This window comes from Tepidibacillus fermentans, assembly GCF_004342885.1.
Taxonomy (GTDB): domain Bacteria; phylum Bacillota; class Bacilli; order Tepidibacillales; family Tepidibacillaceae; genus Tepidibacillus; species Tepidibacillus fermentans.
Map to the genome: position 1 here is coordinate 1 of NZ_SMAB01000001.1, position 26,861 is coordinate 26,861.

General features: G+C 37.0%; 26 protein-coding genes. 2 read left to right on the forward strand and 24 right to left on the reverse strand.

Going from position 1 to position 26,861, the window contains the following annotated elements; translation table 11 throughout:
- Positions 1–457: 457 nt before the first annotated feature.
- The 6 genes from recG to EDD72_RS00035 form a co-directional block, all read right to left on the reverse strand.
- Entirely contained in the window at positions 458–2,530 is a 2,073-nt protein-coding gene (gene recG, locus EDD72_RS00010; RefSeq protein WP_132766588.1) for an ATP-dependent DNA helicase RecG, read from the reverse strand.
- 9 nt (positions 2,531–2,539) lie between these two features.
- Positions 2,540–3,427, reverse strand: coding sequence for an L-serine ammonia-lyase, iron-sulfur-dependent, subunit alpha (gene sdaAA / locus EDD72_RS00015; protein WP_132766589.1), 888 nt, complete (start codon positions 3,425–3,427; stop codon positions 2,540–2,542).
- Between the two features lie 16 nt (positions 3,428–3,443).
- Positions 3,444–4,109 carry an L-serine ammonia-lyase, iron-sulfur-dependent subunit beta gene (gene sdaAB, locus EDD72_RS00020; protein ID WP_132766590.1) on the reverse strand — a complete coding sequence of 222 codons (666 nt, stop codon included), beginning with the start codon at positions 4,107–4,109 and terminating at the stop codon, positions 3,444–3,446.
- 223 nt (positions 4,110–4,332) lie between these two features.
- Positions 4,333–5,187 (reverse strand): DegV family protein, encoded by an 855-nt coding sequence (locus tag EDD72_RS00025; protein WP_132766591.1) that lies wholly within the window; start codon positions 5,185–5,187, stop codon positions 4,333–4,335.
- A gap of 18 nt (positions 5,188–5,205) precedes the next feature.
- Positions 5,206–6,945, reverse strand: a complete 1,740-nt coding sequence (locus tag EDD72_RS00030; RefSeq protein WP_243643726.1) for a DAK2 domain-containing protein — start codon at positions 6,943–6,945, stop codon at positions 5,206–5,208.
- A 15-nt stretch (positions 6,946–6,960) separates the two neighbouring features.
- Positions 6,961–7,323, reverse strand: coding sequence for an Asp23/Gls24 family envelope stress response protein (locus tag EDD72_RS00035; protein ID WP_132766592.1), 363 nt, complete (start codon positions 7,321–7,323; stop codon positions 6,961–6,963).
- 217 nt (positions 7,324–7,540) lie between these two features.
- Here EDD72_RS00035 and rpmB point away from each other — a divergent pair, with 217 nt between their 5' ends.
- Positions 7,541–7,729, forward strand: coding sequence for a 50S ribosomal protein L28 (gene rpmB / locus EDD72_RS00040; protein WP_132766593.1), 189 nt, complete (start codon positions 7,541–7,543; stop codon positions 7,727–7,729).
- A 108-nt stretch (positions 7,730–7,837) separates the two neighbouring features.
- Here rpmB and spoVM read toward each other — a convergent pair whose 3' ends face one another.
- The 5 genes from spoVM to EDD72_RS00065 all read right to left on the reverse strand — a co-directional run bounded on the left by spoVM (position 7,838) and on the right by EDD72_RS00065 (position 11,825).
- Entirely contained in the window at positions 7,838–7,918 is an 81-nt protein-coding gene (gene spoVM / locus EDD72_RS00045) for a stage V sporulation protein SpoVM (protein ID WP_132766816.1), read from the reverse strand.
- 174 nt (positions 7,919–8,092) lie between these two features.
- On the reverse strand, positions 8,093–8,740 hold the full coding sequence (locus tag EDD72_RS00050; RefSeq protein ID WP_132766594.1) for a thiamine diphosphokinase: 648 nt from the start codon (positions 8,738–8,740) through the stop codon (positions 8,093–8,095).
- A gap of 109 nt (positions 8,741–8,849) precedes the next feature.
- Positions 8,850–9,728, reverse strand: coding sequence for a glycine betaine ABC transporter substrate-binding protein (locus tag EDD72_RS00055; RefSeq protein ID WP_132766595.1), 879 nt, complete (start codon positions 9,726–9,728; stop codon positions 8,850–8,852).
- Between the two features lie 72 nt (positions 9,729–9,800).
- Positions 9,801–10,634, reverse strand: a complete 834-nt coding sequence (locus EDD72_RS00060; RefSeq protein ID WP_132766596.1) for an ABC transporter permease — start codon at positions 10,632–10,634, stop codon at positions 9,801–9,803.
- 3 nt (positions 10,635–10,637) lie between these two features.
- On the reverse strand, positions 10,638–11,825 hold the full coding sequence (locus tag EDD72_RS00065; RefSeq protein ID WP_132766597.1) for a quaternary amine ABC transporter ATP-binding protein: 1,188 nt from the start codon (positions 11,823–11,825) through the stop codon (positions 10,638–10,640).
- Positions 11,826–12,176: 351 nt separating this feature from the next.
- Between EDD72_RS00065 and cudC the strand changes: the two genes are divergently transcribed.
- Complete coding sequence (gene cudC, locus EDD72_RS00070; RefSeq protein ID WP_207893598.1) at positions 12,177–12,764, forward strand: choline uptake/conversion transcriptional regulator CudC; 588 nt, start codon at positions 12,177–12,179, stop codon at positions 12,762–12,764.
- A gap of 219 nt (positions 12,765–12,983) precedes the next feature.
- Here the strand turns inward: cudC and EDD72_RS00075 are convergent, their stop codons facing one another.
- The 13 genes from EDD72_RS00075 to gmk all read right to left on the reverse strand — a co-directional run bounded on the left by EDD72_RS00075 (position 12,984) and on the right by gmk (position 26,844).
- Positions 12,984–14,201 (reverse strand): D-alanyl-D-alanine carboxypeptidase family protein, encoded by a 1,218-nt coding sequence (locus EDD72_RS00075; protein WP_243643743.1) that lies wholly within the window; start codon positions 14,199–14,201, stop codon positions 12,984–12,986.
- An 8-nt stretch (positions 14,202–14,209) separates the two neighbouring features.
- Positions 14,210–14,857: a ribulose-phosphate 3-epimerase gene (gene rpe / locus EDD72_RS00080; protein WP_132766599.1), complete on the reverse strand. Its 648-nt coding sequence runs from the start codon at positions 14,855–14,857 to the stop codon at positions 14,210–14,212.
- A gap of 4 nt (positions 14,858–14,861) precedes the next feature.
- On the reverse strand, positions 14,862–15,743 hold the full coding sequence (rsgA, locus tag EDD72_RS00085; protein WP_132766600.1) for a ribosome small subunit-dependent GTPase A: 882 nt from the start codon (positions 15,741–15,743) through the stop codon (positions 14,862–14,864).
- Between the two features lie 14 nt (positions 15,744–15,757).
- Positions 15,758–17,677 (reverse strand): Stk1 family PASTA domain-containing Ser/Thr kinase, encoded by a 1,920-nt coding sequence (gene pknB / locus EDD72_RS00090; RefSeq protein WP_132766601.1) that lies wholly within the window; start codon positions 17,675–17,677, stop codon positions 15,758–15,760.
- A 27-nt stretch (positions 17,678–17,704) separates the two neighbouring features.
- Entirely contained in the window at positions 17,705–18,445 is a 741-nt protein-coding gene (locus EDD72_RS00095) for a Stp1/IreP family PP2C-type Ser/Thr phosphatase (RefSeq protein ID WP_243643727.1), read from the reverse strand.
- 17 nt (positions 18,446–18,462) lie between these two features.
- Positions 18,463–19,515 carry a dual-specificity RNA methyltransferase RlmN gene (gene rlmN / locus EDD72_RS00100; protein ID WP_132766602.1) on the reverse strand — a complete coding sequence of 351 codons (1,053 nt, stop codon included), beginning with the start codon at positions 19,513–19,515 and terminating at the stop codon, positions 18,463–18,465.
- A gap of 32 nt (positions 19,516–19,547) precedes the next feature.
- Complete coding sequence (gene rsmB, locus EDD72_RS00105; protein ID WP_132766603.1) at positions 19,548–20,912, reverse strand: 16S rRNA (cytosine(967)-C(5))-methyltransferase RsmB; 1,365 nt, start codon at positions 20,910–20,912, stop codon at positions 19,548–19,550.
- On the reverse strand, positions 20,890–21,846 hold the full coding sequence (gene fmt / locus EDD72_RS00110) for a methionyl-tRNA formyltransferase (protein WP_132766604.1): 957 nt from the start codon (positions 21,844–21,846) through the stop codon (positions 20,890–20,892). The genes rsmB and fmt overlap by 23 nt, the downstream gene beginning before the upstream one ends.
- A gap of 13 nt (positions 21,847–21,859) precedes the next feature.
- Positions 21,860–22,324, reverse strand: a complete 465-nt coding sequence (gene def / locus EDD72_RS00115) for a peptide deformylase (RefSeq protein ID WP_132766605.1) — start codon at positions 22,322–22,324, stop codon at positions 21,860–21,862.
- Between the two features lie 13 nt (positions 22,325–22,337).
- Positions 22,338–24,761 (reverse strand): primosomal protein N', encoded by a 2,424-nt coding sequence (gene priA / locus EDD72_RS00120; RefSeq protein WP_132766606.1) that lies wholly within the window; start codon positions 24,759–24,761, stop codon positions 22,338–22,340.
- Complete coding sequence (coaBC, locus tag EDD72_RS00125; protein ID WP_132766607.1) at positions 24,739–25,965, reverse strand: bifunctional phosphopantothenoylcysteine decarboxylase/phosphopantothenate--cysteine ligase CoaBC; 1,227 nt, start codon at positions 25,963–25,965, stop codon at positions 24,739–24,741. Before coaBC ends, priA begins: the two co-directional genes overlap by 23 nt.
- Before the next feature lie 63 nt (positions 25,966–26,028).
- On the reverse strand, positions 26,029–26,226 hold the full coding sequence (rpoZ, locus tag EDD72_RS00130; RefSeq protein WP_132766608.1) for a DNA-directed RNA polymerase subunit omega: 198 nt from the start codon (positions 26,224–26,226) through the stop codon (positions 26,029–26,031).
- Entirely contained in the window at positions 26,227–26,844 is a 618-nt protein-coding gene (gmk, locus tag EDD72_RS00135; RefSeq protein ID WP_132766609.1) for a guanylate kinase, read from the reverse strand.
- Positions 26,845–26,861 lie beyond the last annotated feature (17 nt).

The window sequence follows — 26,861 nt, forward strand, 5'->3', positions numbered from 1 at the left end:
CTATCTCTTTTAATGTTGGGTATTCTGTGGTATTATTTTTCATGAGGGTTCACTCCTTGTATCTAGTGTGCTTAACTATGATTCTACCAAGGAGAGACCCTCTTTTCTATATTTTTTGTTATTTACTACTGTGCTTACGCTTAGTGTCCTCCTCATCCAGACAACAGAAATTCCGTTATCTGGATGAAGAGGTTATTTTTTCTCCCACAATAATTTTACTCATACTGATAAAAAGAAAAGGAAGCGATTGCCTCCTTAAAAAATTTTTTAAGGTTATGTATATTTTTGAAAAAAACGGAAAGGATATTTAGTAGCAATACACAAGGTATTGCTGACAACCGCGGAGAAGACTTACGTTTCCCCATAAGCTCTTCCTCCGGTTTCTCCTCTCCCATTTTCCGTTAATGCACGATAGATGTGCATTGACCCCACAGGGAAATTACCCTGTGGGATTTTTTTATCCTTCGAGAACTTGTTCAAATAATCCCCCAACTCGTTCCAATTCAATTCTTAACTTTTCCCATTTTAGATCATGCCAAAAGACTTCTCCGTGAATTAGAAATTCTGCATCCTTTTTTGCAACTTCTAATGTTCGGTAATCTTGCATCAGATCTGCAAGTTTAAACTCAGGGAGTCCACTTTGTTTCACACCAAAAAAATCACCTGGTCCACGCAATTCCAAATCTCGACGTGAAATCTCAAATCCATTATTCGTCTGTTCCATAATGCGCATTCTTTCCTTCCCCGTCTCTGACTTCGGATCAGCCACGAGAATACAATAAGATTGATGCTCTCCCCGTCCTACACGTCCTCGTAATTGATGAAGTTGGGCTAAACCGAATCGATCTGCATCATAAATCACCATAATCGTGGCATTGGGAACGTTAACACCAACTTCAACCACAGTTGTCGATACCAAGATTTGAACTTCATTCTTAATAAATTGAGACATGACTTCATCTTTTTCTTTTGGTTTAAGTCGCCCATGCATAAGCCCAATTTTAAAGTTTGGGAAAAAATCACCAAGTTGTTGATAAATATCAATGGCATTCTGGACATCTAATTTATCTGATTCTTCAATTAGGGGAGCAATCACGTAAGCTTGTCTACCTTTTCTAACATGTTTGTCAATAAAAGCTAATACTTTTTCAAATTGTTTTGGTCTAACCCAATGGGTTTCTACTTTTTTTCGACCTGCAGGATATTGATCGATGATCGAGACGTCCATATCACCATAAGCAGTAATCGCTAAAGTCCTTGGAATTGGTGTAGCAGTCATATAAAGGACATCAGGACTTAGATGATCACTTTTTCGTCGTAAAATGGCTCGTTGTTCTACGCCAAAACGATGCTGTTCATCCGTGATAACAAGCCCTAATTGTTTGAAATAGACGTCTTCTTGAATCAGTGCATGGGTGCCTACCACAACGTCAGTAAGTCCCATTTGCAACCGACCAATCACCGCCTCGCGATTTTTCTCAGTAAGACTACCTGTTAATAGTTCAACTTGTATGGTTGTATTGGCAAATAAATTCTTTAATGATGCTGCATGCTGTTCTGCTAAAATCTCTGTAGGAACCATTAGAGCCCCTTGATATCCACTTAAAAAGTTTGCGTATAATGCCACGGCAGCAACAACTGTTTTTCCAGATCCGACATCTCCTTGTAGAAGTCGATTCATTGCATAACTTTGTTCCATGTCTCCTAGAATCTCTCCAATGACTCGGAGTTGGGCATCTGTCAAGGAAAAAGGTAATGAACGAATAAAGGCTTTCACTTTGTCAAATTCAATTTTTCTTTTTATTCCTGGCCAGTTTTGTCGGTTTAATTTCTTTAGTAACTGGATTCTCATTTGATAAAGTAACAATTCATCATAAACCAATCGTCGTCTTGCCATTTTACCATCCAATCGATCATTTGGGAAATGAATAGCCCGGATCGATTCTTTTAACGTATATAATTTATATTTATCGATTACTTCTTGGGGCAAATAGTCCTCTAATGCATAATAATACTGGCGAATGGCTTGATCTATAATTTTTCGAAAACCAGATTGTGTGAGCCCTAAATCGGATGGTAGAGAATATACAGGAACAAGATGTCCTTTTTTCGTTGTTTTAGAGGTGTCTAGGAACTCGTGTTCCGAAACTGTGATTTGTAAGCGATATTTATCCCATTTTCCCGTTAATAAAATTGGGCGACCCGATTGCAATTGATTTTTTAAATAAGCTCGATTAAACCAAATGGCAGTAACCATGAAATGATCAACCACTACTTTTACAGAAACGAGACTCCGTTTTTTTGGTAAACGTTTCGAAACAGGTTGACCATAAATCGTTCCTTCAACTGTTATTTTCTCACCATGATTCGTAGTAGCTAAATCTTTCACCTGATAATCTACATAACGATAAGGAAAATAGAATAAGAGGTCGCGAACCGTATGAATTCCCATCTCTTCAAATTGCCGTGCCTTTTGTATACCAATCCCTTTTACACCAACTAATGATTGATCTAATGCACTATACCCCATAAAGAATCATCATTCATGTAATGGTTTCCCAAAAATCTTTTTTTCTAATTTTTTGGCAGTTGGTGTAGTAGCTAAACCTCCTAAAGCAGTTTCTTTTAAAGGCATTGGCATTGCACATCCGATACGATACATGGTTTCAATCACCTCATCTGGTGGGATTACGCTTTTGATTCCTGCTAAGGCCATATCGGCCGCGATCATTGCATTCGCAGCTCCCATTGCATTTCTCTTTACACATGGAACTTCCACAAGGCCTGCTACAGGATCACATGTTAATCCTAACATATTTTTTAATGCAATGCCTAATGCATTTGCTGCTTGAGTTGGTGTACCACCTGCCATTTCAACAATTGCCGCAGCAGCCATAGCCGTTGCTGAACCAATTTCTGCTTGACATCCACCAGCAGCTCCAGAGATGAAGGCATTATTCGCAATTACAAGTCCAATTGCTCCTGCAGTAAAGAGTGCATAAACCATTGACTCTTCTGATGAATTGAGTTTTTTTGCCGTAGCGAAGATCGTCCCTGGGAGTATCCCAACCGAGCCGGCAGTAGGCGTTGCTACTATCGTCCCCATGGAAGCGTTTACTTCAGAGGTTGCAATTGCCTTACTTACCGCTTCAAGTATGGTATCCCCTGAAAGAAATTGGCCCTTTTCTATGTAGGTGGCTAATTTACGTCCATCACCACCACTAAGTCCACTTCTTGATCTCACCTGTTCCTTCAAACCTTTTTCTATTGCCGCATTCATTACCTGTAGACTCATTCTCATTTGCTCAAAAATCTCTTCCTTTGACCTTTCATGGGTTTCCATTTCCGATTCGATCATAATATCAGAGATTTTTTTTCCTTGTGTTTCCGCTAACTCTACAAGTTGTTCAATGGATGTGAATTTCATCTGGCCTTTTCCCCCACTATGATGTTTTTAAGAGTGCTACTTGTCGAACAGCTTTTAGTGATTCCAATTCATTAAGAACTTCTCTTGTAATTCGTTGATCTGTTTCAATTACCATCATGGCAATTGATCCTTTTTCTTTTCTCGCCACTTCCATATAACCAATATTAATCTCAAATTTGCTTAACGTCGTAGAAACAGATGCAATCACTCCATGACGATCTTCATGGAAGACAATTAATGATGGTTGATTTCCCGACACTTTTATTTTAAATCCTTGAATTTCAACGATCTCTACTTTTCCACCACCAATCGATACGCCAACAATTTCCAATGTTCCCTTCTCATCTTCTAAATAGATTCGAGCCGTATTGGGGTGTTCACTTTGTTCATTTGAGGGAATAACTTGAATTTCGATTCCTAGATCCTTTGCAATTACAAGCGAATCGACGATCCGATTATCATATGTATCAAAGCCCAGAATTCCACCTACTATGGCAACATCCGTTCCATGCCCTTTATATGTTTTGGCAAATGAACCATAAAGGGTGATGATCGCCTTTTTGGGTTGTCTAGCAAAAAGACTCCGTGCCGCTTTTCCGATTCTAGCAGCTCCTGCCGTATGTGAACTAGATGGCCCGATCATAATGGGACCGATGATATCAAATACTGAATGGTATTTCATAATTCCCCTCCATCATGCTGCAATGATTGAATCCTATTCAAATTCTCTCAAATCCTCTTTTTTTTCGCAATATGAAAGTCGATGTGTTTGTCGAGAAAAGGATATGGTAATAATGCCATTGATAAAGTTCACGTAAAGATTGAATAAAAATAGGTTTGTATATTCCAACGCATATACAAACCCAACAAAAACCCCCACTAAAAGTGGAGGTTTAACTTTGAATCTACACCGTATACATCATGACTGCCAATGTACCTGGTCCAACATGCGTTCCAATGACAGGTCCAATATCGGTCATAACAAATTCAACAATATTCATTTTCTCTCGCAGCAGTCCTTCTAAATTCTTCGCTTCTTCAAGATTACTAGCATGAGAGATACCTGCAACTACTTTTTGATCTTTTGCATAATCCGTGAGATAACCTAGTATCTTGGAAATTGCCTTTTTTTGGCCTCTTACCTTATCAACCGCAAATACTTCACCTTGTTCATTTAACGACAGAATGGGTTTAATATTCAATAATGTACCAAATAAAGACGCAGCTTTACCTATTCTTCCACCTTTCTGCAGATAGGTTAGCGTATCAACCATAAAATAAACTTGTGTTCGTGCAATCAAGTCATTTGTCAGGTTAAGTAACTCTTCAAAATTTTTTCCTTCTTGAAGCGCTTTGGCAACTCCTACTACAATAATTCCAATCGAATAAGATGCTTTTTTGGAATCAAAAACCCGAACATCAATCCCAAGTTCCTCAACCATCGTCTTTGCTAATTGTGCTGATTGGACGGTACCACTTAAAGCAGCTGATAAATGAATCGAGATAATCTTTGCCGGTTTACCATTCGCTAATTTTTTGTAAGTCTCAACAAAATCCATTGGTGATGGTTGGGATGTTGTAGGAAGGTCGTCAGAACTTTGCAACTTCTGATAAAATTCTTCCGCCGTTAATGTTTCTCCATCTAAATAGGTCTCATTCGAAATATGCACTTTTAACGGTACAACAGTGATTCCTAATTGTTTGGCAAGTTCCTTAGGAATATCTGCTGTACTATCCGTTACAACAAAAATCGGTTCCATCCTGTCACCTCATTCTTTTTATTCAATTGAAAAAATGAAGTAATAAAGCGGTTGACCACCATTATGGACTTCAATTTCAAGATCAGGATATTGTTCAAGAACTTTTTCTTTCAAGTCTTTCACTTGATCCTCATTCACATCCGCCCCATAAATGATCGTCAATACTTCTTCTTCATCGATCATTTTGCGAAGCAGAGTAAATGCCGTATCAATCATATCACTTGATGTTGTTACAATCTTACCTTCTGAAATTCCAAGGTAATTTCCTTCTTTAATTTCAAGATCATCATATTTTGAATCGCGTACTGCATAGGTAACTTGACCCGATTTTACACTTTTTAAGGCTTCCGTCATTGATTCTTTATTTTCTTCTATCGTTGTGTTTGGGTTAAAAGCTAGTAAAGAAGCCATACCTTGTGGAATTGTTTTTGTTGGAATTACGGCTACCGGTTGGTCGATAAAATCTTGAGCTTGTTCTGCAGCTAAAATAATGTTGCTATTGTTCGGTAGAACGATGTAATTCTCTGCGTTGATTTCTTTCATTGCATTGACGATATCTTGGGTACTTGGATTCATCGTTTGACCACCAGAAATGACTGCATCGACACCTAAACTTCTAAAAATTTCAGCTATCCCATCACCCATGGCCACTGCAACAATACCATATGGTTGTTTTTCCTTAAGTTCAATATGACTAGTATCAACGATTTTTCCCTGTTGGTTTGTATTGACTTTGGCAACATGACCTGAAGATATATGATAGTTTCCTTCTCCTAATAAAATATGGCTGTGTTGTTCTCTCATATTGTCAATCTTGATCTTATGTAGACTACCATATTTCATCGCAAAATTGAGTACATCCCCAGGATATTCAGCATGGATATGAACTTTCACAATTTCATCATCTGCAACAACCAATAATGAATCACCGAATTGAGAGATCTCTTTACGAAAATCTAACTCGCAAAAAGAATCGTTTTGAACAATCTCATCTTTTAAGCCAATAATAAATTCAGTACAATAGCCAAATTCAATATCATCTGTCGATAAGTGAGCTTGAACTGGCATTTGCTCATGTGCCAAATCACTTAATGAACGTGTAGCTTCAACCATTGGTTGAGGATCGTTTATAACAACCTGCTCACCTTTAAGATACGACAAGAAACCCTCATAGATAAAGAGAAGGCCTTGTCCACCAGCATCAACAACACCTACTTGTTTCAATATTGGTAACAAGTCGGGCGTTTTAGCCAAGGCTTTTTTCCCTTTATTTAAGGTTAATTCCATCACTTTTGTTATATCCGATTCTCTGCGTGAAACTTTTATTGCTTCCTGTGCAGCTTCACGAGCTACTGTTAAAATTGTACCTTCTACTGGTTTCATCACTGCTTTGTAAGCGGTATCTACACCTTGTTTTAAGGCTTCAGCAAATTGTTTGCTATCAATAGATTCATATGAGCTTACATACTTAGAAAAACCACGGAATAATTGGGAAAGGATCACCCCTGAATTCCCTCTCGCTCCCATTAACAAACCCTTCGCTAGGGCATCTGCTGCCTGGCCTATATGATCAGTACTTCTTTTCTTTAGTTCGTTTACACCCGATGTAAGCGATAAATTCATATTAGTTCCTGTATCCCCATCCGGAACAGGGAAAACATTCAGAGCATCCACATCTTTCACATGTTGGTTTAAGTTCTGGGCCCCTGCAAGAACCATTTGCGTAAATAATCTTCCATCAATCTTTTGATTGTTCACTAAAAATCCTCCTTATTACGCTTGGGTTACACGGACACCTTGTACAATTACGTTAACCCGCGATACCTTTACACCCATTATTGTATCCAAGGTGTAAATCACCTTTTGTTGTACATTATGTGCCACTTCAGAAATTTTTGTACCGTAACTAACTATAATATACATATCAATTACAACTTCGTCATCTTCACTTCGAACTTCTATACCTCGACCTAAATTTTCTCTTCCTAATAATTCTGCAATTCCATCTTTTAATTGTTTTCTCGAAGCCATTCCCACTAAACCAAAGACTTCCATTGCACTAATTCCTGCAACAGTAGCCACAACATCATCCGAAATTGTAACTTTTCCTAATTCGGTCGTTACTTCAATTGCCATTGTTGTACCCCCTCAGAAATTATTTCCTTTGCTTTGGGCTAATCTATATTTTACTATAAAGAATATGAGATTAAAAGTTTTAGATTTTTACTGCGAACTAAAATTCTCAACTTGAAATCTTACAAACCTCATGCTAAAATATCCAAGTATGTGACGTAATTTAAATTCTAATCATAGGATGTACATGTATGATGTAGTTTATTAAGGGGGTGTACACATGTCTCGCAAATGCTATGTTACTGGTAAAAAAGGACATACAGGAAATGCTGTAAGTCACTCCAACCGTAAAACCAAACGTACCTGGGGCGTAAATGTTCAAAAAGTTCGTATTCTTGTTAACGGAAAACCAAAACGCGTATATGTAAGTACAAAAGCATTAAAATCTGGTAAAGTTACGCGTGTGTAATTAATAGCACCAAAATTTTGGTGCTTTTTTTAAATGATCATACTACATAATAACGTAAAAAGGCTTCATTTCCCACCGCTTATTGTAGTGAATGAAGCCTTTTAACTTTTAATTTTTTTGAAACATTGATAAAACAGCCTTCACAATACCTCCTAAAAATTTGGGTAGTTTAATGGTATAAAATCTCACCCCAATCCCTCCTTCAATCCTGGGTTAAAGTCATATAACCAATTTATAAATCCCCACAAGTTCTTTATTACAGTATATTCATTAGTCCTATAAAAATGTTCATAAAAAAATTGCGAAAAGGAATAATGTCCAAACTTCGCAATTTCTATTAAAATATGAAGACTATTTTTTAGATCAATCTCTACTTTCAATGACTAGTAAAATCCCTTTTTCGATTGAAATAGTTCCTTGTTCAGAGATTAATTCATTGCTTATGCCGTAAGGAAAACCAACTTCCATCGTTGCATGGGAAAGAGGATATTTAAATCCTTTAATCGAAATACCTTCAACTTTTTCTGTAAAGGGTATCAAAGAAGTATACTTATATTCTCCTTTTTGCACAAGAAGAGTTTTATTTGGTAAAACAATACGAATACGATTATTGGTACCAAAGATTTGGCTGGGTATTTGCTGTCTTTCCGCTTGTAAAAGAACATGAATATTGGCTAATACATGGTCCAACCTTGTTCCAATTGCTCCGATAATGGTTATGGAAGTTGGCAGTAAAGAAATGGCAAAACGAATCGCTAACTCTGTATCGGTTTCATCTTTTTCTGAAGGAAATATTTGTACTTTGTCCCCATATTGCTCCTTGATTGTCTCTAAAAAGGAGGAATTTGCTGAATCAAAATCCCCAATAATATAATGAGGAATACGACCGTGTTGAATAATCCACTCTGCTCCCCGATCGACTCCAATGATCAAATCATCCTCTTTAATCATGGACACCAATCGTTCCGTTAAAATTCCACCAGAAACGATAAAAATGTCTTTTTTTTCCATTCTCTTCTTCCCCTTATCAACATATTTTATACCCTATTATAGCAATTCTGAGAAACAAAAAAAGAGTAAGAGTAAATTACTCCTCTTACTCGACTTTTCTTTTTTTTGCTTACTTTCCAATCATTTTGTTTACCTTATCCTTATTTTCTTCGATCCATTTCATCGCGACCTCTGAAGCATCTTTTCCATTTTCGATCTCTAGAATCATTTTTTCAATGTCTTCTACAGATATGTTCCAATTCTTTAAGAATTGATAAACATCGGGTGCTTGTTTATCTAATCCTTTGTTCGTTAATACATGAACTTCAGATGTTTTAAAGTATTCTTTCGGATCCTTAAGTACTTTTAAGTCCCATTTTGCAAACATTGAATGAGGTCTCCAACCTAGAAAAAGAATCGGTTTTTTCTGAGAAATATATTTTTTCACTTGCGCAAGCATTCCAGATTCACTCGACGCAACATATTCTAAATCTAAACCATAACCTTTAATCATTTCGCGTGACGTCATGGTCATTCCTGCACCTTCTTCAATTCCAAATAGTTTGTTTTCGAATAACTTCTCTTTCCCCATAAGATCTTCAATAGAATTAATATCCTTAACATAAGATGGAACAACCCAACCTAATTCTCCCTCTTTGTAACTAATCGCTACATCATCAATTTTATCCCCGTATTTCTCCATATAATTTCTGTGCATATCAGGCAACCAAGCATCCATAAATACATTGATATCGCCTTTGGCTAAACCAGCATAAACAACACCTGCGTCGGCATTTTGTAATTTTACTTTATATCCCATGTCTTCAATAATCGCTTTTGCTACATAAGTAGGTGGAATAGTACTTGTCCATGGTGTGACACCAAACGTAATCGTTTTACTATCTTTCCCATTGTCATCCCTGTTAACATTTTTACTTGTCTGACATCCCCCTAATACGACGGTAAATAATAAAAATACAATCAAGATTTGTTTCATATACTTTTTCATTCTTTCACTCCCTTTTTTTTCTTTTTTTATTGATGATATATGATAAAAATGGTAAACCCATTTTCATCCCATTTATTTTTGCTTACGGCCTAATCCTTCGGTGATTCGATCTAAAATGATGGCTAAGAAGACAATTCCTAATCCACCAACTAATCCCATTCCTACATTTACCCTTGTAATAGCTTGAAGAACAACAGATCCCAAGCCTGGTGCCCCAATCATCGCCGAGATAACTGCCATTGCTAATGACATCATAATGGTTTGATTAATCCCTGCCATAATCGTTGGTTTGGCAATGGGCAATTGTACCTTGACCAACATCTGCCAGGAAGTAGATCCAAATGCTTTTGCTGCCTCAATCACTTCTATTGGAACTTGTTTAATCCCAAGACTCGTTAAACGTACAGCAGGTGGAGTTGCAAAAACAAAGGTAGCAATCACCGCTGGTACTGGACCCACCCCAAACAAAAGGACGGTAGGGATTAAATAAACAAAACTAGGCAATGTCTGCATAAAATCTAAGATGGGGCGGATGATTTGATCTGCTTTTCTTGATTTTGCACTCCATATTCCAAATGGGATTCCGATCAAAATCGATAAGAATGTCGCTGATAAAACAACAGCCAACGTTTGCATTGCTTCTTTCCAAAGATCGACTGAACCAATGTATAGTAATCCAATGAAACTAAATACAGCCACTTTCAATCCTTTTGTCCACCAAGCAAGTAAAACAATAATGGCCGTCATGATTTCTTGAGGGACCCAAGTTAAAAAGTTTTCAAACTGATCTAAAATAAGCCCTATATAATGACTGATCGATTCAAAAATCGGTCCTAATACTGGCAATAAAAAGAATTCGACAAAATCATTTGTCCATTGTTCAAGTGGTATATGAAACCAATTCATCTTTTATTCCTCCTCTTCCCTTCCTCGAACCAGTCCTGATAAGATGGTAACACGAACTATGATTCCTTTTAATTTCCCCTCTTCTACAACTGCAATCGGGTACTTTGTTTTTGCAGCAATTGGAATTAATTCCTGAAGAGGAGTACTTGGCGAAGTGATAGGAAAATCTTGAACTAACATGTCCTCGACCCACTTTTTTTGATTCAAAGCTTCCAGTGTTGCATCAATGGTAAGTAGCCCTTTTAGCCTTCTTTCCCGATCCACAACAAAGATACTGGACAAGCCCGCATCTTTCATTTTCTTAATCGCGATTCTCGGTCCATCTTTCCAAGTGGTAATAACATCAGGCTTTTTCATGATATGTTCCGCAGTTAGAACTTTCGAGCGGTCTACATCTTTGACAAAAGCAGAAACATAGTCATCAGCAGGATCCGTTAAGATTTCTTCTGGTGTTCCGATTTGAACGATATTCCCATCTTTCATGATGGCAATTCGATCACCTAATTTGAGTGCCTCATCTAAGTCATGAGTAATAAATAAAATGGTCTTTTTTAATTTACTTTGTAATTGTAATAATTCATCTTGCATTTCCGAACGGATGAGTGGATCAAGTGCACTAAATGCTTCGTCCATCAGTAAAATATCAGAACCATTTGCCAATGCTCTTGCCAAACCAACTCTTTGTTTCATTCCACCACTTAATTGATTGGGGTAACTCTCTTCATATCCTACTAGTCCTACTGTTTCAAGTGCCTCTCTCGCTTTTTTCTCCCTAATCTCTTTTGGAACCCCTTGTATTTCTAAACCATATTCCACATTTGCAAGTACGGTTCGATGAGGGAGTAAAGCAAAATTTTGAAAAACCATTCCTAGTTTTTTTCTTCTGATCATCATCAGTTCTTTTTTATCCATCTTAACGATATTTTCGCCATCAATAAAGATTTCTCCAGTCGTCGGTTCTATCAGACGGTTAATCAAACGGATCAGCGTAGATTTTCCACTCCCTGATAGACCCATAATCACAAAGAATTCCCCTTCTTCCACTTCAAAAGAAACTTGGTTTACCCCTACGGTTGCACCTGTTTCTGCTAGAATTTTGGCTTTGCTTTCCCCTTTTTTTAAGCGATTTAAAACTTCTTCAGGATGCGAACCAAAGATTTTGGTTAAATTCTTGATAACGATTTTACTCATTGGTCTCCCCTCAATGTATTAAAAATTGGATTAAAATTCATTTTCATTGGTCGAAATTCCTTTTTATTCTACTATAAGACTATAAAACGAACAAACTGTATATTTAATAATATATGTTAATTTTGTATATACAGATAAAACTGTACAATATAAAACTTAAGATTCCTGATTTATTCTCCTTGATCCTCTAGTATCCTTCACTGTTTGTTTCTTTACGTGAAAAAAAATTTCATATAAAATTTTTTAACGAATATAGAAGATTCCCATACTATTTTGTATAATATTGCTTGCTTATAAAATCTAACAATAAGTGGTAATTTAAAGATGATAACCTTTGAAAGAGGAGAATTTATGTTGGTTAATCAAGGAGATATTCATTTAAATAAAGATATAAAACGTTTAGAAAAAGCGCGCGAACGTGTCATTCATTCTATCACTGAAAATATGGATCTTTATGGAATTACAGATTCTGTTGGTCGTTTATATGGCATATTGTATTTCTCCGAGCGCCCCTTAACGTTAGACGAAATGCGTGAAGCATTAGGCATGAGTAAAACAAGTATGAGTACAGGTGTTCGAACTTTATTAGAAACGAATATGGTAAATAAGGTATGGAAAAAAGGAGTACGTAAGGACCTTTATCAAGCAGAGGAAGATTGGTATCAGGTTTTCTTTGATTTCTTTTCGATCAAATGGAAAAGAGCAATAGAATTAAATTTGCATGCGATTCAGCAATCTAAAAAAGATTATGATGAATTGTTGAATAATCCTAGTACTTCTTCCGAAATAAAAGAACAAGTGCAAACGGATCTGAACAAGCTTACACAAGCTGAAGAATATTACACTTGGCTTACATCCTTAATTAAGTCTTTTGAATCAAAAAAAATATTTGAATTCATCCCTAAACCAAGTAACAAATTGAATCAAAATCTTGAATAAAAATATGTTTGTTTCGCTGGCTTATATGTTCTATAGTCATATTAGGTTTGTATATTCCAACGCATCTCCGTTGTCCGTGTATTTCTTTTGAATGAAAAAGGATTAGGAAAGAAATACACTTCCAAAAGTCGTTGCTTTTGGAATATACAACCCTATCGTTAGAACATACAAGCCATTTTATATGAAAAAAAGAGTAGTGTCCTTAGAGGATTCTACTCTTTATTGTTCCAACCATCCAAACCCGTTGATCGTTTGCTTTTCTCTTTTTCTTTTTAATACCAAAATGAATCCAATTATCGAAAAAGCGAATACAGCAAACATAAAATATATGCTACTTTTAGAGATAGGATAGGAGTTTTTGATATCTTTTGTCGCTACTAAGTCTACCGTACGAATTAATTTTTCTCCATTATAGATTGCTAATTGTCCAATCACTTCTCCTTTTTTCACAATGGTCTGGTCAAAGAAACCGATTTTTTTCTTTGTTTTAAAATGTTCTTTCATTTTTAGTTCTGGCAATTTTCCATCAACCACAACAATATACGGATTTTCTTTGGGAATATATGAGATTTCATATCCATTTAATGTCGTGAATCTTTCATTCATTTTTAAGATGGGGACTAACCTTGTCTTTTGGTATCCATAATCAAGCAATTGTTCCGCATCTTTATAAAAAGCCCTTGGATCCGATTTTAAAACGACTGCAATAAGTTCCCGACCATCTTTATTTGCTGATGCAACGATTGTACTTCGAGCAGCAACCGTATACCCAGTTTTCATCCCTGTCGCGAAGGGGTAATCCCAAAGTAATCGATTATGGTTTTGAATAAAAGCATGTACATTATTCCCAATCCATTTGGCATCATAAGTTTTGGAAGATGCGATTTCCCGGAAAACAGGATTTTTTAATGCATACATCGCAAGGAGACTCATATCGTAGGCAGAAGTTACATGGTTTGGATTAGGAAGACCGCTGGGATTAGCAAAATGTGTGTTTTTCATTCCTAATACTTTCGCTTTTTCATTCATCATCTCAACAAAGGATTCTACACTACCACCAAAATGTTCGGCAATAGCGACAGCAGCATCATTACCCGAATTCAATAAGGCGCCATAAACCAAATCTTTTAACCGAACTTTTTCACCTTCTACAAGATAAATTCTCGTTCCATCTTGGGTCGCTGCATTTTTACTTACCGTAACGATATCATCCAGATTGCCTTTTTCAAGGGCAAGGATGACGGTCATTATCTTGGTAACACTTGCCGGATACATCGGTTTGTCCATATTTTTTTCAAAAAGGATTTCTCCAGTTGTTACATCAACTAATATAGCAGACTCTCCAACTAGATTCATTGCGCGAGCGGGTTTTGGGATTATGATATTCAGCGCTAATGTGAAAATGAGGATAAATATCATTCTTTTCATTTGAATCATGTACACCTTTAAATTCCTCTTAAGTGATTGATCGCTTGTTTCCGATCCCTTTGCCTAAAAATATAAGAGCCTGCAACAATAACGTTTGCCCCAGCGTCAATAACTTGTTTCACCGTCTTATCATTAATCCCTCCATCTACTTCAATGTCAGTAGATAATCCTCTTTTATCGATTAACTCTTTAAGGGCTTTAATTTTCGGTAAAACTTGGGGAATAAAGGATTGTCCGCCAAATCCAGGGTTTACCGTCATCAATAAAACCATATCCAAATCCTCTAAGACGTAATCAATGACCTGTAAAGGCGTTGCTGGGTTTATGGCAACAGATGCTTTTGCACCAAGGTTCTTGATCAAATGAATGGTTCGATGTAAATGATAGGTTGCTTCAACATGAACAGAAATGATATCAGCACCACTTTTGATAAATGGCTCAATATATTGATCTGGATTAAGGATCATTAAATGAACGTCCAAAGGTAAATTGGTTTTTGGTTTAATCGCTTCTACCACTAATGGACCAATCGTGATATTTGGAACAAAATGGCCATCCATTACATCGATATGAAGGAGATCTGCTCCTCCTTCTTCAACCGTTTTGACTTCCTCTCCTAATTGAAAAAAATCAGCAGAAAGAATTGAGGGTGCAATTTTTATCACTCGATTACCTCCATTTTTTCTCTTCTTTTTCTTTCACTTCTTCGTAAAAATCTAAATAATGGGAATAGCGTTCAGCTGAAATTTCACCGTTTTCTACTGCTTCTTTTACGGCACAACCAGGTTCTTTTACATGTAAACAACCTCGAAAACGGCATCGATCGGAAAACTGATCAATATCTATAAAATACCTTCCCAAGGTATTAGAGTCAATCCCTTGGAAATCTAATTGACTAAAACCAGGAGTATCCGCAACCAAACCATCTGAAGGGAGCTCAATCATTTGTACAACCCTAGTTGTATGCTTTCCCCTTCCTAATTTTGGACTAATTCCAGCTGTTTCAAGTTGAAGACTTGGGATAAGAGCGTTAAGCAGTGATGATTTTCCTACTCCTGATTGTCCAGCAAAAACAGAAATTTTGCCTTCTAATTCCTTTTCTAATTCTTCTACATTCTTGGTTTTTGAACTCGTTTTGACAACTTTATATCCCATCTTTTGATAAACATCCATCTTTTCATCGATAATGGTTGAATCTTCGATTAGATCCAGCTTTGTTAAACAGATAAGAGAAGGAATACCTGCTTTTTCAACATGGACAAGAAAACGATCTAATAGTGTGCTATTAAAATCTGGCTCAGCGACAGAGAATACAAGAACGGCTTGATCCACATTACTAATCGGTGGCCGAACCAATTCATTTTTTCTTGGCAAAATTTCTGTAATATAACCTTGTTGATCATTTATTTCTTCAAAAATGACTCTGTCACCCACAAGAGGAGTTATCTGGTGTTTTTTAAAGAGTCCTCTTGCTTTACACTCCCATAAATGATTATTTGATTTCACGTAATAAAAACTACTTAATGCACGGGTAATCAGTCCTTCAGGCATAATAAACCTCCATTTTACTGATAATTGATTTTCTTCATTCGGAATAATTTCCCGTCTTTATATACATTGATCGTACCCTGCATACCCGGCATAAGAACTAGCTCGATATTCTCATAATATTTTGGGCCTACGATTTGTTCTTCCTTCCATAGTATATTTTTACCGCGGGAATCATCTATTGTAATTTTGATTTGAGCCGTTTCCCCTTCTGCTATATCAACCAATACATCCCCCATCACTTTTTTTGCCTCTTTAGGATACCCAAGACTAATTGAAATATCCACTTTATCTCCAGCTGTTACCTCGTCTCCTGGAGAAAATGGAAACTGACGAAAGATTTTATCTTTTTCTTGTTCAGAAGTATATTCCTTTTCAATCATATTAATTTCTAGGCCATACTTTAGAAGTACGCTTCTCGCTTCATCTTCTGTTAATCCAATGAGATTTGGCATCTTGAATGTTTTTTTACCTTGACTGATATATAAAGTAACTTTGGTATCTTCAGGTCGAACCATATCGTTAGCAGTCGGATCTTGTTTCACAACATTTCCACTAGGAACAGTATCACTGTATTCTTCTTTGATCTCGATCTCTTTAAAACCTATTTGTTGAAGTAATAGAGAAGCCTGCCTTTGATCTTTATTGAATAAATCTGGCATCGCCATTTTTTCTTTACCTAAACTCACATAGAGCATGATTTTTTGATTGGTTTTCATTTTTCCACCATAATTTGGGTCTTGTTTAATCACATAGCCTTCTTTGACCACTGGATCCGTCTGTTCAATCATCTCATATTGTAAATGCAATTCGTTAAGTTGTCTGATCGCTTCATCTTTTGGTAATCCTTCCAGTCGTGGCGTTTCGATCTCAGGAACCTTGAATTTACTATTAATATATTGAAAACCAAAAATTCCCGATAGTGCAATAATGAAAAAAATTGCAATCACTGGGAATACTCTTTTCTGAAATTTCCTTTTCTTCATTTTTCTTGATTGGGGGGTGTAAGTCGTTTGTAAATGGTCTTGCCCTATATTCTCACTAAATCTTGGAATGATAATCGTTGGATCGTCATCTTCGCCTATTGATTGAAGTTGTATTCGTGGTTCGTCGATTCTCTCTGGATCAAGCGCTGTTTCTAAGTCATAAAGCATTTCTTCTGCTGACTGATACCTTTTTGTCGGATCTTTCTCTAATGCTTTGAGAATAATATTCTCCACGCTCTGTGGGATTTCCGGATTTAGATCACGAGGGTAGTCAAAATTTTCCTGCAAGTGTTTTAAAGCAACGGTAATTGGGCTGTCACCCGAAAAAGGCAGTTTTCCAGTTAACATTTCATATAAAACAATTCCTAATGAATATAAATCCGTTTTCTCATCGGTAAATCCACCTTTTGCTTGTTCAGGAGATAAATAATGTACAGATCCTAATACCGAACCCGTATGAGTAATTGTTGCTGAACTTAAGGTTCTAGCGATTCCAAAATCAGAGACTTTGACCTCTCCATTTTCTCCCACTAATATATTTTGAGGTTTGATATCACGATGGATAATATGATGTTGATGAGCATGATTTAAGGCCGATGCAATTTTCTTCGCTATATCAAGTGAACGCTCTAGTGAAAGTTTTCCTTCCTTTTGAATCAGTTGTTTCAATGTATGTCCTTCGATATATTCCATCACAATATAGTAAAGATCATCTTCTTCCCCTACATCATAGATCGTTACCACATTGTCATGGGATAAGGTAGCGATCGATTCCGCTTCCCTCTGAAAACGTTTAATAAAATCATCTTCATGAACGAACTCTTGTCTTAAGATCTTTATCGCTACATCCCTTTTTGCCAATTGGTCAAAAGCTCGATATACTTCTGCCATACCGCCACCACCAATTTTTTCTATTAATTGGTAGCGATGAGCAAGTATTTTCCCAATCATAGGATTTCACCTCTTTTCTTCCCCAAGTTATCCATGATGAATAAGAATGACGGAAATATTATCCTTTCCTTCGGCTTGATTCGCCTGAAAGATCAATCGCTCAACAACGTGATTTGGATTTTCTGGAGTAAGATTTACAAGTTCAAAGATTTTTTGATCTGATACTTCATTCGTAAGCCCGTCTGAGCAAAGAAGTAAAGTTTGTCCCTTTTTCCATGGAAGCAAATTCATATCTACCTTGACATATTCATCCGTACCAAGTGCTCTTGTTAAAATATTTTTTCGCGGGTGATTAATCGCATCTTTTTCCGATATTTGCCCTGATTTGAGCAATTCATTCACTAAGGAATGATCACTGGTTAATTGCTGGATTTTCTCGGAATCAATCAAATAAGCCCGACTATCGCCAATATGTCCTAAAAGAATCTCATCTTCATTCACAATGGCCGCAACAATCGTCGTTCCCATTCCACGATAGCGTTCATCCTTCATTGATTTTTGATAGACGACCGAATTCGCTTTCTCAATTGCTTCTTCCAAAACGTATTTTAATTCATTAATGTTTCTTGCATTTGCTACAAAAGGATGAAGTTCTTGATAAATTATCTCAACAGCAGTTTTACTAGCGATTTCTCCTGCTAAATGTCCTCCCATCCCATCCGCAAGTATAGCAATATATGACCCGTTTGGATACTGTTCACTTAGATAAACATGATCCTCATTGATTTCTCTAACCTTCCCCACATCAGATCCCAATGCTGTTAACAAGTTTCTCACCCCAACATTTATAACCGAAATTCTAGATCCATATGTTTTGCACGTAGCTGGCCACAAGCTGCTTCAATATCCCCACCTTGTTCACGTCTAATCGTAACATTAATATTAGAATCTTCAAGAATCTTTTTGAACCGAAAAATTTGATTTCTTGGTGTTCTTGTATATACTCTCTCTGGAACATAATTCACAGGAATCAAATTGACATGGCATTTCATTCCTTGAATGAGTTTTGCTAATTCTCGCGCATGTTCATCCTGATCATTTACATTTCCCATTAAGGCATACTCAAAAGTAATCCTTCGCTTCGTCGTATTGATATAGTAATGACAGGCTTCCATTAATTCCTTAATCGGATATTTCTTGTTAATGGGCATCAATCTTGTTCTTAGTTCCTCATTTGGTGCATGTAAAGAAACAGCGAAACCCACTTGCCATTTTAGATCCGCGAAATCATAAATTCGCGGAACAATCCCACTTGTTGAGACAGTAATATGACGTTGCCCAATTTTCAACCCTTTATCTTCATTCACAATCTTTATAAATTGAATGGTAGCATCATAATTATCAAATGGTTCGCCTGATCCCATGACCACAATGCTACTCACTCTCTCACCTGTTCTATCTAATAATTTTTGCGACTCGACCACTTGAGCAACAATTTCACCCGGTGTTAAGTTCCGAGCTACTCCACCTAAAGTAGAAGCACAAAAAGTACATCCCATCCGACATCCAACCTGTGTAGTCACACATACGGAGTTACCATAATTATGTTTCATAATGACCGTTTCAATAGCATGTCCATCATGAAGTTGAAAGAGAAATTTCACTGTTCCATCTTGAGAACGATGTTCTGTCAAGGTATGCAAAGCCTGAAATTCAAACTCTTCAGCAATCTTTGCACGTAACGATTGAGGAAGATTGCTCATTTCATCAATTGAATCAACACGGTTTACATATAACCATTGATAGATTTGTTCAGCACGGTAACCTTGTTCTTGATGTTCTTTTAACCAAGATTTCCATTCTTCGATTGTAAAATCATAGATGTTTCTTTTCTGCATAAGTTTTGTTCACCATCTCATTTATTATTGTTCTACTTTCTAATGAGTCGACTAATAAAAAAACCATCCGTGTTAAAATAATGAGGAAGAATCTGAATCATTCCTTTGCTTGCATCTAATTTGTCATTGACAATTTGAGGTAAATACCTCGGAAGAAATGGATCAAGTTCAAATTCTGGATGATCATTTACAAATGAAAGAATCATATTTTGATTCTCTTCTTTCGTCATTGTACAAGTACTATATACAAGAACCCCGCCTATTTTTAGTAATGGAGCAACCGTTTCAAGAATCTCCCGTTGTACTCTTGTAATTTGTTGTATTTGATTCTCCGTCTTCGCCCACTTTAAGTCTGGTTTTCTGCGAATCACACCCAATCCTGAACAAGGTACATCTAATAAGATTCGATCAAATATAGATGAAAAATGTTCTTTTAATTCCCTCGCATCTGCAAGAATCGTTTCAATGATATGTAATCCTAGTCTCTTTTGCTGCTCTTCAATTAAACGGATTTTATGTTTATGTAAATCGGCTGCAACAATTCTACCTTGATCATTCATTTTTTCTACAATATGTGTCGTTTTTCCCCCTGGAGCTGCTGCTGCATCAAGTACAGTCATGTCTGGTTTTGGATCTAATACTTCCGCTACCAGCATCGAACTGCCATCTTGAACGGTAAAATACCCCATTTCATACCACTTACTTAAAGCTAAATTTCCTACACCTTTTACGATAATTCCTTGTTGGGACAGTGGTGAGGGCAAAACTTCGATTTCATCTTGATATTCTTCTTTTAAAAGTTTAACCATTTCATCTCTTGATATTTTTAATGGATTTATTCGGATCGAATGATGGGGTGGTAAATTATTCACTCTACAAATCTGTTCCGCTTCCTCTTCTCCATAATCCTCGATAAAACGAGAAACCAACCACTCTGGATGCGAGTGTTCGAGAGCAATTTTCTCTTTTACAGAAAGATGATCAGGGATCCGGAGTTGGTCTTTCTTTCGCAAATAATTACGTAAGATAGCATTGACCATCCCGGATAACCCTTGATGGCCACGCTTTTTGGCAATATTCACCGCCTCATTGACCACAGCATGAGGAGGAATTCGGTCCAGATACCATATTTGATAAATACTTATCCGCAGTAGATTGCGTACCCATGGTTCTAACTTCTCTAAAGGTGTTCGTAAAAAAGGCATTAACATCCAATCGATCCGATTCAAATGTTGAATCGTCCCATAAATCACTTGGGTAGCAAAATTAGCATCGGTACGAGATAATTGTGCCTTTTGTAATGTCTGATTCAATTGTAAATTACTATATGAATGATGGATATCTACTTTTGTCAGTACATCAAGAGCAACCTCTCTAGCTGTCCACTTCTTGTTCATTGATTTCACCTAATTTTTCCCCTTCTTGAACTTGAGCTCCTTGTAAGAAAGAAACAATGTCCATCTTTTTCTTTCCTGCAGGCTGAATTTCTTTTAACTCTATTGCTCCATCCTTTGTTGCAACCAGAAGCTGATCCTTTGTCACTCGTAAAATCGTTCCTGGCTCTGTCTCATGATGATATGGGAATGGTTCTGCCCACCAAACTTTAACGTTCTGCCCTTTATAAGTAGTAAAAGCAACAGGCCATGGATTCATCCCACGAATTTGGTTATAGATTTGAGTGCTTGTCTTATTCCAAACGATTCTTTCATCTTCTCTTTTTATCATTGGTGCATAGGTTGCCAAATGATCATCTTGAGGGATCGGGTGAATCGTACCTTCCTCAATTTTTTTGATCGTTTCAATGAGCAGGTTTTTTCCTACTTGACTTAATTTATCGTGAAGAGTTCCTACTGTATCATCGGATTCAATCACTACTTTTGCTTGAGATAAAATATCACCTGCATCTAGTTCCTTTACCATATACATGATGGTAACCCCTGTTTCTTTTTCCCCATGAATAATACTTTGATGAATAGGTGCAGCCCCACGATATTTTGGTAATAATGAGGCATGCACATTTATTGCTTTAAACTTAGGAGTGAAAAGTAAAGGCTCAGGTATAATCTGCCCATAAGCAGCAGTAACTATTAAATCTGGCTTCCAGCTCAGAACATGTTCAATCGCTTCTTCACGTTTGATTCGCTCAGGTTGAAACACCTCTAATCCTAATTTAATCGCTAACTCTTTAACAGGAGATGGGGTTAGGATTTGTTTCCTCCCCTTTGGACGATCGGGTTGAGTTACCACACCAACGACATTATATCCATGATCGACTAGTGATTGCAAAGAAGGGACTGCAAAATCAGGAGTCCCCATGAAAACAATTCTCATTCAAAATTCACTCCTATATATTTAATTCTTCTTTATATAGTTCTAATGCCAAATCTGTAAATAGTACACCATTCAAATGATCAATTTCATGTAATAATGCCCGCGCTTTTAATCCAGTACCTTCCACGATGATTTCTTGGCCGTTACGATCTAGTCCTTTTACCTTGACATGGTTTGGTCGTTTTACCTTACCTACTACTCCAGGTACACTTAAACAACCTTCTGGACCGACTTGCTCACCATCTTTTTCAATAACTTCAGGATTGATCAATTCAATCAATCCATCACCTACATCGATGACGATGACTCGTTTAAGAATGGCTATCTGCGGTGCAGCTAAACCAACACCATTCGCATCATACATCGTTTCAGCCATATCATCTAACAATTTATGGATTCTTGGAGTAATTTCTTTAACAGGTTTTGAAATTTCTCTAAGTAATGGATCGGTATCTTTTAAAATGACTCGAATGGCCATTGATATCTCCCTCCTATAAAAGCATATATGGATCGACATCTACTTGGATGAGTATTTTTCGATCTTTGATCGATTCATTCACAACTTGAATGGCTCGATGAATCGCTTTATTGACTATAAAATATTCATCATTATATTTTACCACGCATTGAAATCGATATCTATCTTTGATCTTTGGAATAGGTGCTGCAACAGGTCCCAAAACCTCGGCAGAAATTTTCAACATACCCTTTAGTTCTCTTGCAAACCGTTCAATTGCTTTCATTGCGAGCATAAGATTCTCATGGCTAAATTGAATGAGAATCATTCTTGTAAAGGGTGGATAATGTAATAGATTTCGCTGTTCTAATTCTTTCCTAAAAAAGGAGTTATAATCATGATGACTCGCATGTTCAATACTGTAATGTTCAGGATCATAGGTTTGGATGATAACGTCTCCAGGTAATTGGTGTCTTCCTGCTCTTCCACTTACTTGAGTTAATAGTTGAAACGTGCGTTCTGCTGAGCGAAAATCGGGAAGACGCAATAGAGAGTCGGCAGAAATAACCCCGACTAATGTCACTTTTGGAAAATCGAGACCTTTAGCAATCATTTGTGTACCGAGAAGAATATCTGCTTGTTCATTCTTAAAGACATTCAGCAATCGTTCGTGCGCTCCCTTTTTACTCGTCGTATCTACATCCATACGAATGACACGAACTCCTGGGAAACGTTTTGTTAGTTCTTCTTCTACTTTCTGTGTGCCCGTACCAAAATAACGTATATAAGGACTATGACACTCTGGGCATAGTTTTGGTTGATGTTCTGTATAACCACAATAGTGACAACGTAATGATCGGTCAGAATGATGATAGGTTAAGGATATATCACAATGAGGACATTTCATCACATAGCCACAAGAACGACACATCACAAAAGTGGAATAACCTCGACGATTCAGAAACAAGACGATTTGTTCTTTTTTCTCTAATTTTTCTTCGATCTTCTCTTGTAACATTTGGCTAAACATGGATCGATTTCCCATCCGCAGTTGCTCTCGCATATCCACAATGTGTACCGTCGGCAACTGACTACCAAACACTCGTTCAGGTAATTCTAATAGTTGATAGTTTTGTTTTGACGCTTGATAATAAGATTCCATCGAAGGGGTCGCACTTCCAAGAACCAATGTGGCATGATGATATTTGGCTCGCCAAATTGCAATATCACGAGCATGGTATTTTGGATGTTCTTCTTGTTTATAGGAACTCTCATGCTCCTCATCAATAATAATAAGGCCCAAGTTTCGAAAAGGAGCAAAGATCGCTGACCTAGCACCAACGACAATCTTCGCATTACCTTTTTGAATCCGTCGCCATTCATCATAACGCTCCCCTTGAGACATTCTGCTGTGCATCACAGCAACCAATTCACCAAATCTTCCCTTAAACCGCTCTACCATCTGCGGTGTTAAAGAGATTTCGGGTACTAATAATATAGAATCTTTTCCCTGTTCAAGTGCGTGTTGAATTGCACTCAGATAGATTTCTGTTTTCCCACTTCCTGTAATTCCATGAAGGAGAAAAGGGACCGTTCGTTGATTTTCCATCGAGTCAATAATTTTTCGAAGAACTTGATCTTGCATCGGAGTTAACGTGATTTTCTTATCTTGAAAAACGCGATCCTTATAAGGATCCCGATATTCTTCTTTTTCTATGATGGTAAAATTACCTTTTTTTACCAATAACTGAATTGTACTGCGTGTTATTTTTAATTCAGAGAGTAATTGAGAAAGACTCACTTCATCGATTTCACGACTGATAAAATATTCAAGAACCATTTTTTGTTTTATTGCTTGCTTTGGTAAAGCGGCGATTTCTAATAATAATTGTTCTAACGTTAAACGAGACTTCAAGTATGGTATCTTTTTCTTTGCTGTTTTGTCTTTAAATTCCCTTTGTAATTCTAAAACACCTGATTGAATCAGCTCTTTAATGATTTTCTCATTCCCTGGAAAACTCCCTAGCAATTTCTTGATGCTTACGGGTTGACGTGGTCGTATCCAGTCCATAATTTCTATTTCAATCAACGTCAAATCCGATAGTTCTTTATTCCCGATGATAATATATTCTTCCATCTTTGTTTTTAGAGCAGCGGGTAGGAGAATTTGATAAGTACGAAACAATTGACTTACATAATATTCACTCATCCATTTTCCTAGTTGAATCATCTCTTGACTTAATGAGGGAATGATATCGAGAACCTCATGGATCGGCCTTATCTTTCCCACTTCAGTCGTTTCATGAATATCTACGACATAACCCTGAACCAGACGATTGGTTAAAGGAACGAGTACACGACTTCCCACTTGTATCGTCGACCGATAAGGTTCAGGAATTTGATAGTCAAACCCTTGGTGTTTTAAATCTGGTATATCAATCACGACCGTTGCGTACACTTTGACTCTTTCCTTCCAAACGGAGTATGATTTGATTCAGGATTTGATGTGCCAGTTCTTTTTTACTCATCATGGGGTAGTCAATTTGCTCTCCCTCTTTCGTGATCAAAGTCACAATATTCGTATCCCCTTCAAACCCCGCACCTTCTAGTAATATATGATTCGCGATAATCATATCCATATTTTTTTTCTTTAACTTTCCTTTTGCTCGTTCGATGACATCTTCCGATTCTGCAGCAAAACCGATTAATAATTGATGATCTTTTTTCCTTTTTCCTACTTCTAATGCAACATCTTTTGTTCGTTCCATTTCTATGATCCAGTCGCCTTCTCCCTTTTTAAATTTTTGATCGTAGACGACTTTAGGTCGATAATCTGCCACAGCTGCTGCTTTAATGATTACATCTGCATTATCTAATTGGTTCATCACCGCTTGGTACATCTCTTCAGCGGATTCAACTAAAATCATTTCAACATTTGCTGGAACTGAAAGGCTGGTTTTCCCTGAAACAAGAATCACCTTTCCACCACGTTCTACAACTGCTTCTGCAAACGCATACCCCATCTTCCCTGTAGAACGATTGGTAAAAAAACGAACAGGGTCAATTTTTTCTCGAGTTGCACCTGCTGTAATCAGAAAAGTTTTTCCTTTAAAATCTTGGGAACTTTGAAAATATGACTCAATTGCGGCAACAATTTCTTCCGGTTCTGCCAAACGACCTTTACCTACATAACCACAAGCCAATAATCCTGCATTTGGCTCAATGAAACGTACTCCTCTTGATTTTAGGATTCGAATGTTCTCTTTTACCGCAGGATGATCATACATATGTACATTCATCGCTGGAGCAATAATAATGGGTGATTGTACTGCTAATAAAGTGGTTGATAGCATATCATCAGCAATTCCATGTGCCAACTTTGCGATGATATTAGCTGTAGCGGGGGCGATAATGACTAAATCAGCCCGATCCGCAATATCGATGTGAGAGACCACTTTGGGATTTTTTTCAGCAAATGTATCGAGATACACTTCATTCCGAGATAGGGTTTGTAAGGTAAGCGGTGTGATAAATTTTGTAGCTGATTCCGTCATTACCACTTGAACATTGGCGCCTTTTTTGGTTAGTTGACTAACTAGAATTGCTGCCTTATAAGCTGCGATTCCTCCCGATACCCCTAAAAGAATATTTTTACCTTTCATGCCGTTCACTCCTTTATTCTCACTAAAAAAATAACAACCGAAAGGGGTTGTTATTTTTATTGATTATCTATTGTTTTCAATCATCACTTGATCCTCATAGATTTCTTCTAAAGACTTTCCCACATATTTATTCGATTTAGGTGAAGAGATGAGTAGTGGTTCGCCGTCTCTTAATTTTCGAGCTCGCTTAGAAGCTGCTACGACAAGAATATACTTACTTTCAACCTTTTCTAATAGTTTGTCGATCGATGGATATAACATCTAAAGTTCCTCCTTTAGCCATTGTTCATAATAAGGTAGGATCCGTTCTTTTCGTAAACGTTCAGCTTCGATAATCGCCTGAATTCGTTTCACTGCCTTACTAATCTCATCATTCACAACGGCATAGTCATAATACTTTAACATTTTTAGTTCTTCTTTCGCCGCATTCATCCGCCTGATTAAATTCTCATCATTTTCCGTTCCTCTATGGATAATCCGATTTTTTAATTCAGCTAAGGATGGAGGTATCAAGAAAATAAAGATCCCTTCAGGATATGTTTGTTTAACTTTTAAGGCTCCTTGTACCTCAATTTCAAGGATAATATCTTTCCCTTGTTGAATGGTTTCCTCTACAAAACGACGTGGTGTTCCGTAGTAGTTTCCTACGTATTCTGCCCATTCTAATAACTCATTGTTTTGAATCATTTGCTGAAATGCTTCCCGTGTTTTAAAAAAATAATTAATTCCCTCTACTTCTCCAATCCGAGGTGATCTCGTTGTTGCAGAAACAGAATACACAATATCTGATTGTTCTTTGCGAAGGACTGAACAGACAGTACCCTTACCCACGCCTGATGGTCCAGAAAGAACAATCAAAAGCCCTTTTTGTACAAACATGTTTGCTGACACTCCTA

Coding starts and splice junctions, on each gene's coding strand:
- recG (WP_132766588.1), bottom strand. CDS start 2,530: ATGGGGTATAGTGCATTAGATCAATCATTAGTTGGTGTAAAAGGGATT.
- sdaAA (WP_132766589.1), bottom strand. CDS start 3,427: ATGAAATTCACATCCATTGAACAACTTGTAGAGTTAGCGGAAACACAA.
- sdaAB (WP_132766590.1), bottom strand. CDS start 4,109: ATGAAATACCATTCAGTATTTGATATCATCGGTCCCATTATGATCGGG.
- EDD72_RS00025 (WP_132766591.1), bottom strand. CDS start 5,187: ATGGAACCGATTTTTGTTGTAACGGATAGTACAGCAGATATTCCTAAG.
- EDD72_RS00035 (WP_132766592.1), bottom strand. CDS start 7,323: ATGGCAATTGAAGTAACGACCGAATTAGGAAAAGTTACAATTTCGGAT.
- rpmB (WP_132766593.1), top strand. CDS start 7,541: ATGTCTCGCAAATGCTATGTTACTGGTAAAAAAGGACATACAGGAAAT.
- EDD72_RS00050 (WP_132766594.1), bottom strand. CDS start 8,740: ATGGAAAAAAAAGACATTTTTATCGTTTCTGGTGGAATTTTAACGGAA.
- EDD72_RS00055 (WP_132766595.1), bottom strand. CDS start 9,728: ATGAAAAAGTATATGAAACAAATCTTGATTGTATTTTTATTATTTACC.
- EDD72_RS00060 (WP_132766596.1), bottom strand. CDS start 10,634: ATGAATTGGTTTCATATACCACTTGAACAATGGACAAATGATTTTGTC.
- EDD72_RS00065 (WP_132766597.1), bottom strand. CDS start 11,825: ATGAGTAAAATCGTTATCAAGAATTTAACCAAAATCTTTGGTTCGCAT.
- cudC (WP_207893598.1), top strand. CDS start 12,177: ATGTTGGTTAATCAAGGAGATATTCATTTAAATAAAGATATAAAACGT.
- EDD72_RS00075 (WP_243643743.1), bottom strand. CDS start 14,201: ATGATTCAAATGAAAAGAATGATATTTATCCTCATTTTCACATTAGCG.
- rsgA (WP_132766600.1), bottom strand. CDS start 15,743: ATGCCTGAAGGACTGATTACCCGTGCATTAAGTAGTTTTTATTACGTG.
- pknB (WP_132766601.1), bottom strand. CDS start 17,677: ATGATTGGGAAAATACTTGCTCATCGCTACCAATTAATAGAAAAAATT.
- rlmN (WP_132766602.1), bottom strand. CDS start 19,515: ATGCAGAAAAGAAACATCTATGATTTTACAATCGAAGAATGGAAATCT.
- rsmB (WP_132766603.1), bottom strand. CDS start 20,912: ATGAACAAGAAGTGGACAGCTAGAGAGGTTGCTCTTGATGTACTGACA.
- fmt (WP_132766604.1), bottom strand. CDS start 21,846: ATGAGAATTGTTTTCATGGGGACTCCTGATTTTGCAGTCCCTTCTTTG.
- def (WP_132766605.1), bottom strand. CDS start 22,324: ATGGCCATTCGAGTCATTTTAAAAGATACCGATCCATTACTTAGAGAA.
- coaBC (WP_132766607.1), bottom strand. CDS start 25,965: ATGAAAGGTAAAAATATTCTTTTAGGGGTATCGGGAGGAATCGCAGCT.
- rpoZ (WP_132766608.1), bottom strand. CDS start 26,226: ATGTTATATCCATCGATCGACAAACTATTAGAAAAGGTTGAAAGTAAG.
- gmk (WP_132766609.1), bottom strand. CDS start 26,844: ATGTTTGTACAAAAAGGGCTTTTGATTGTTCTTTCTGGACCATCAGGC.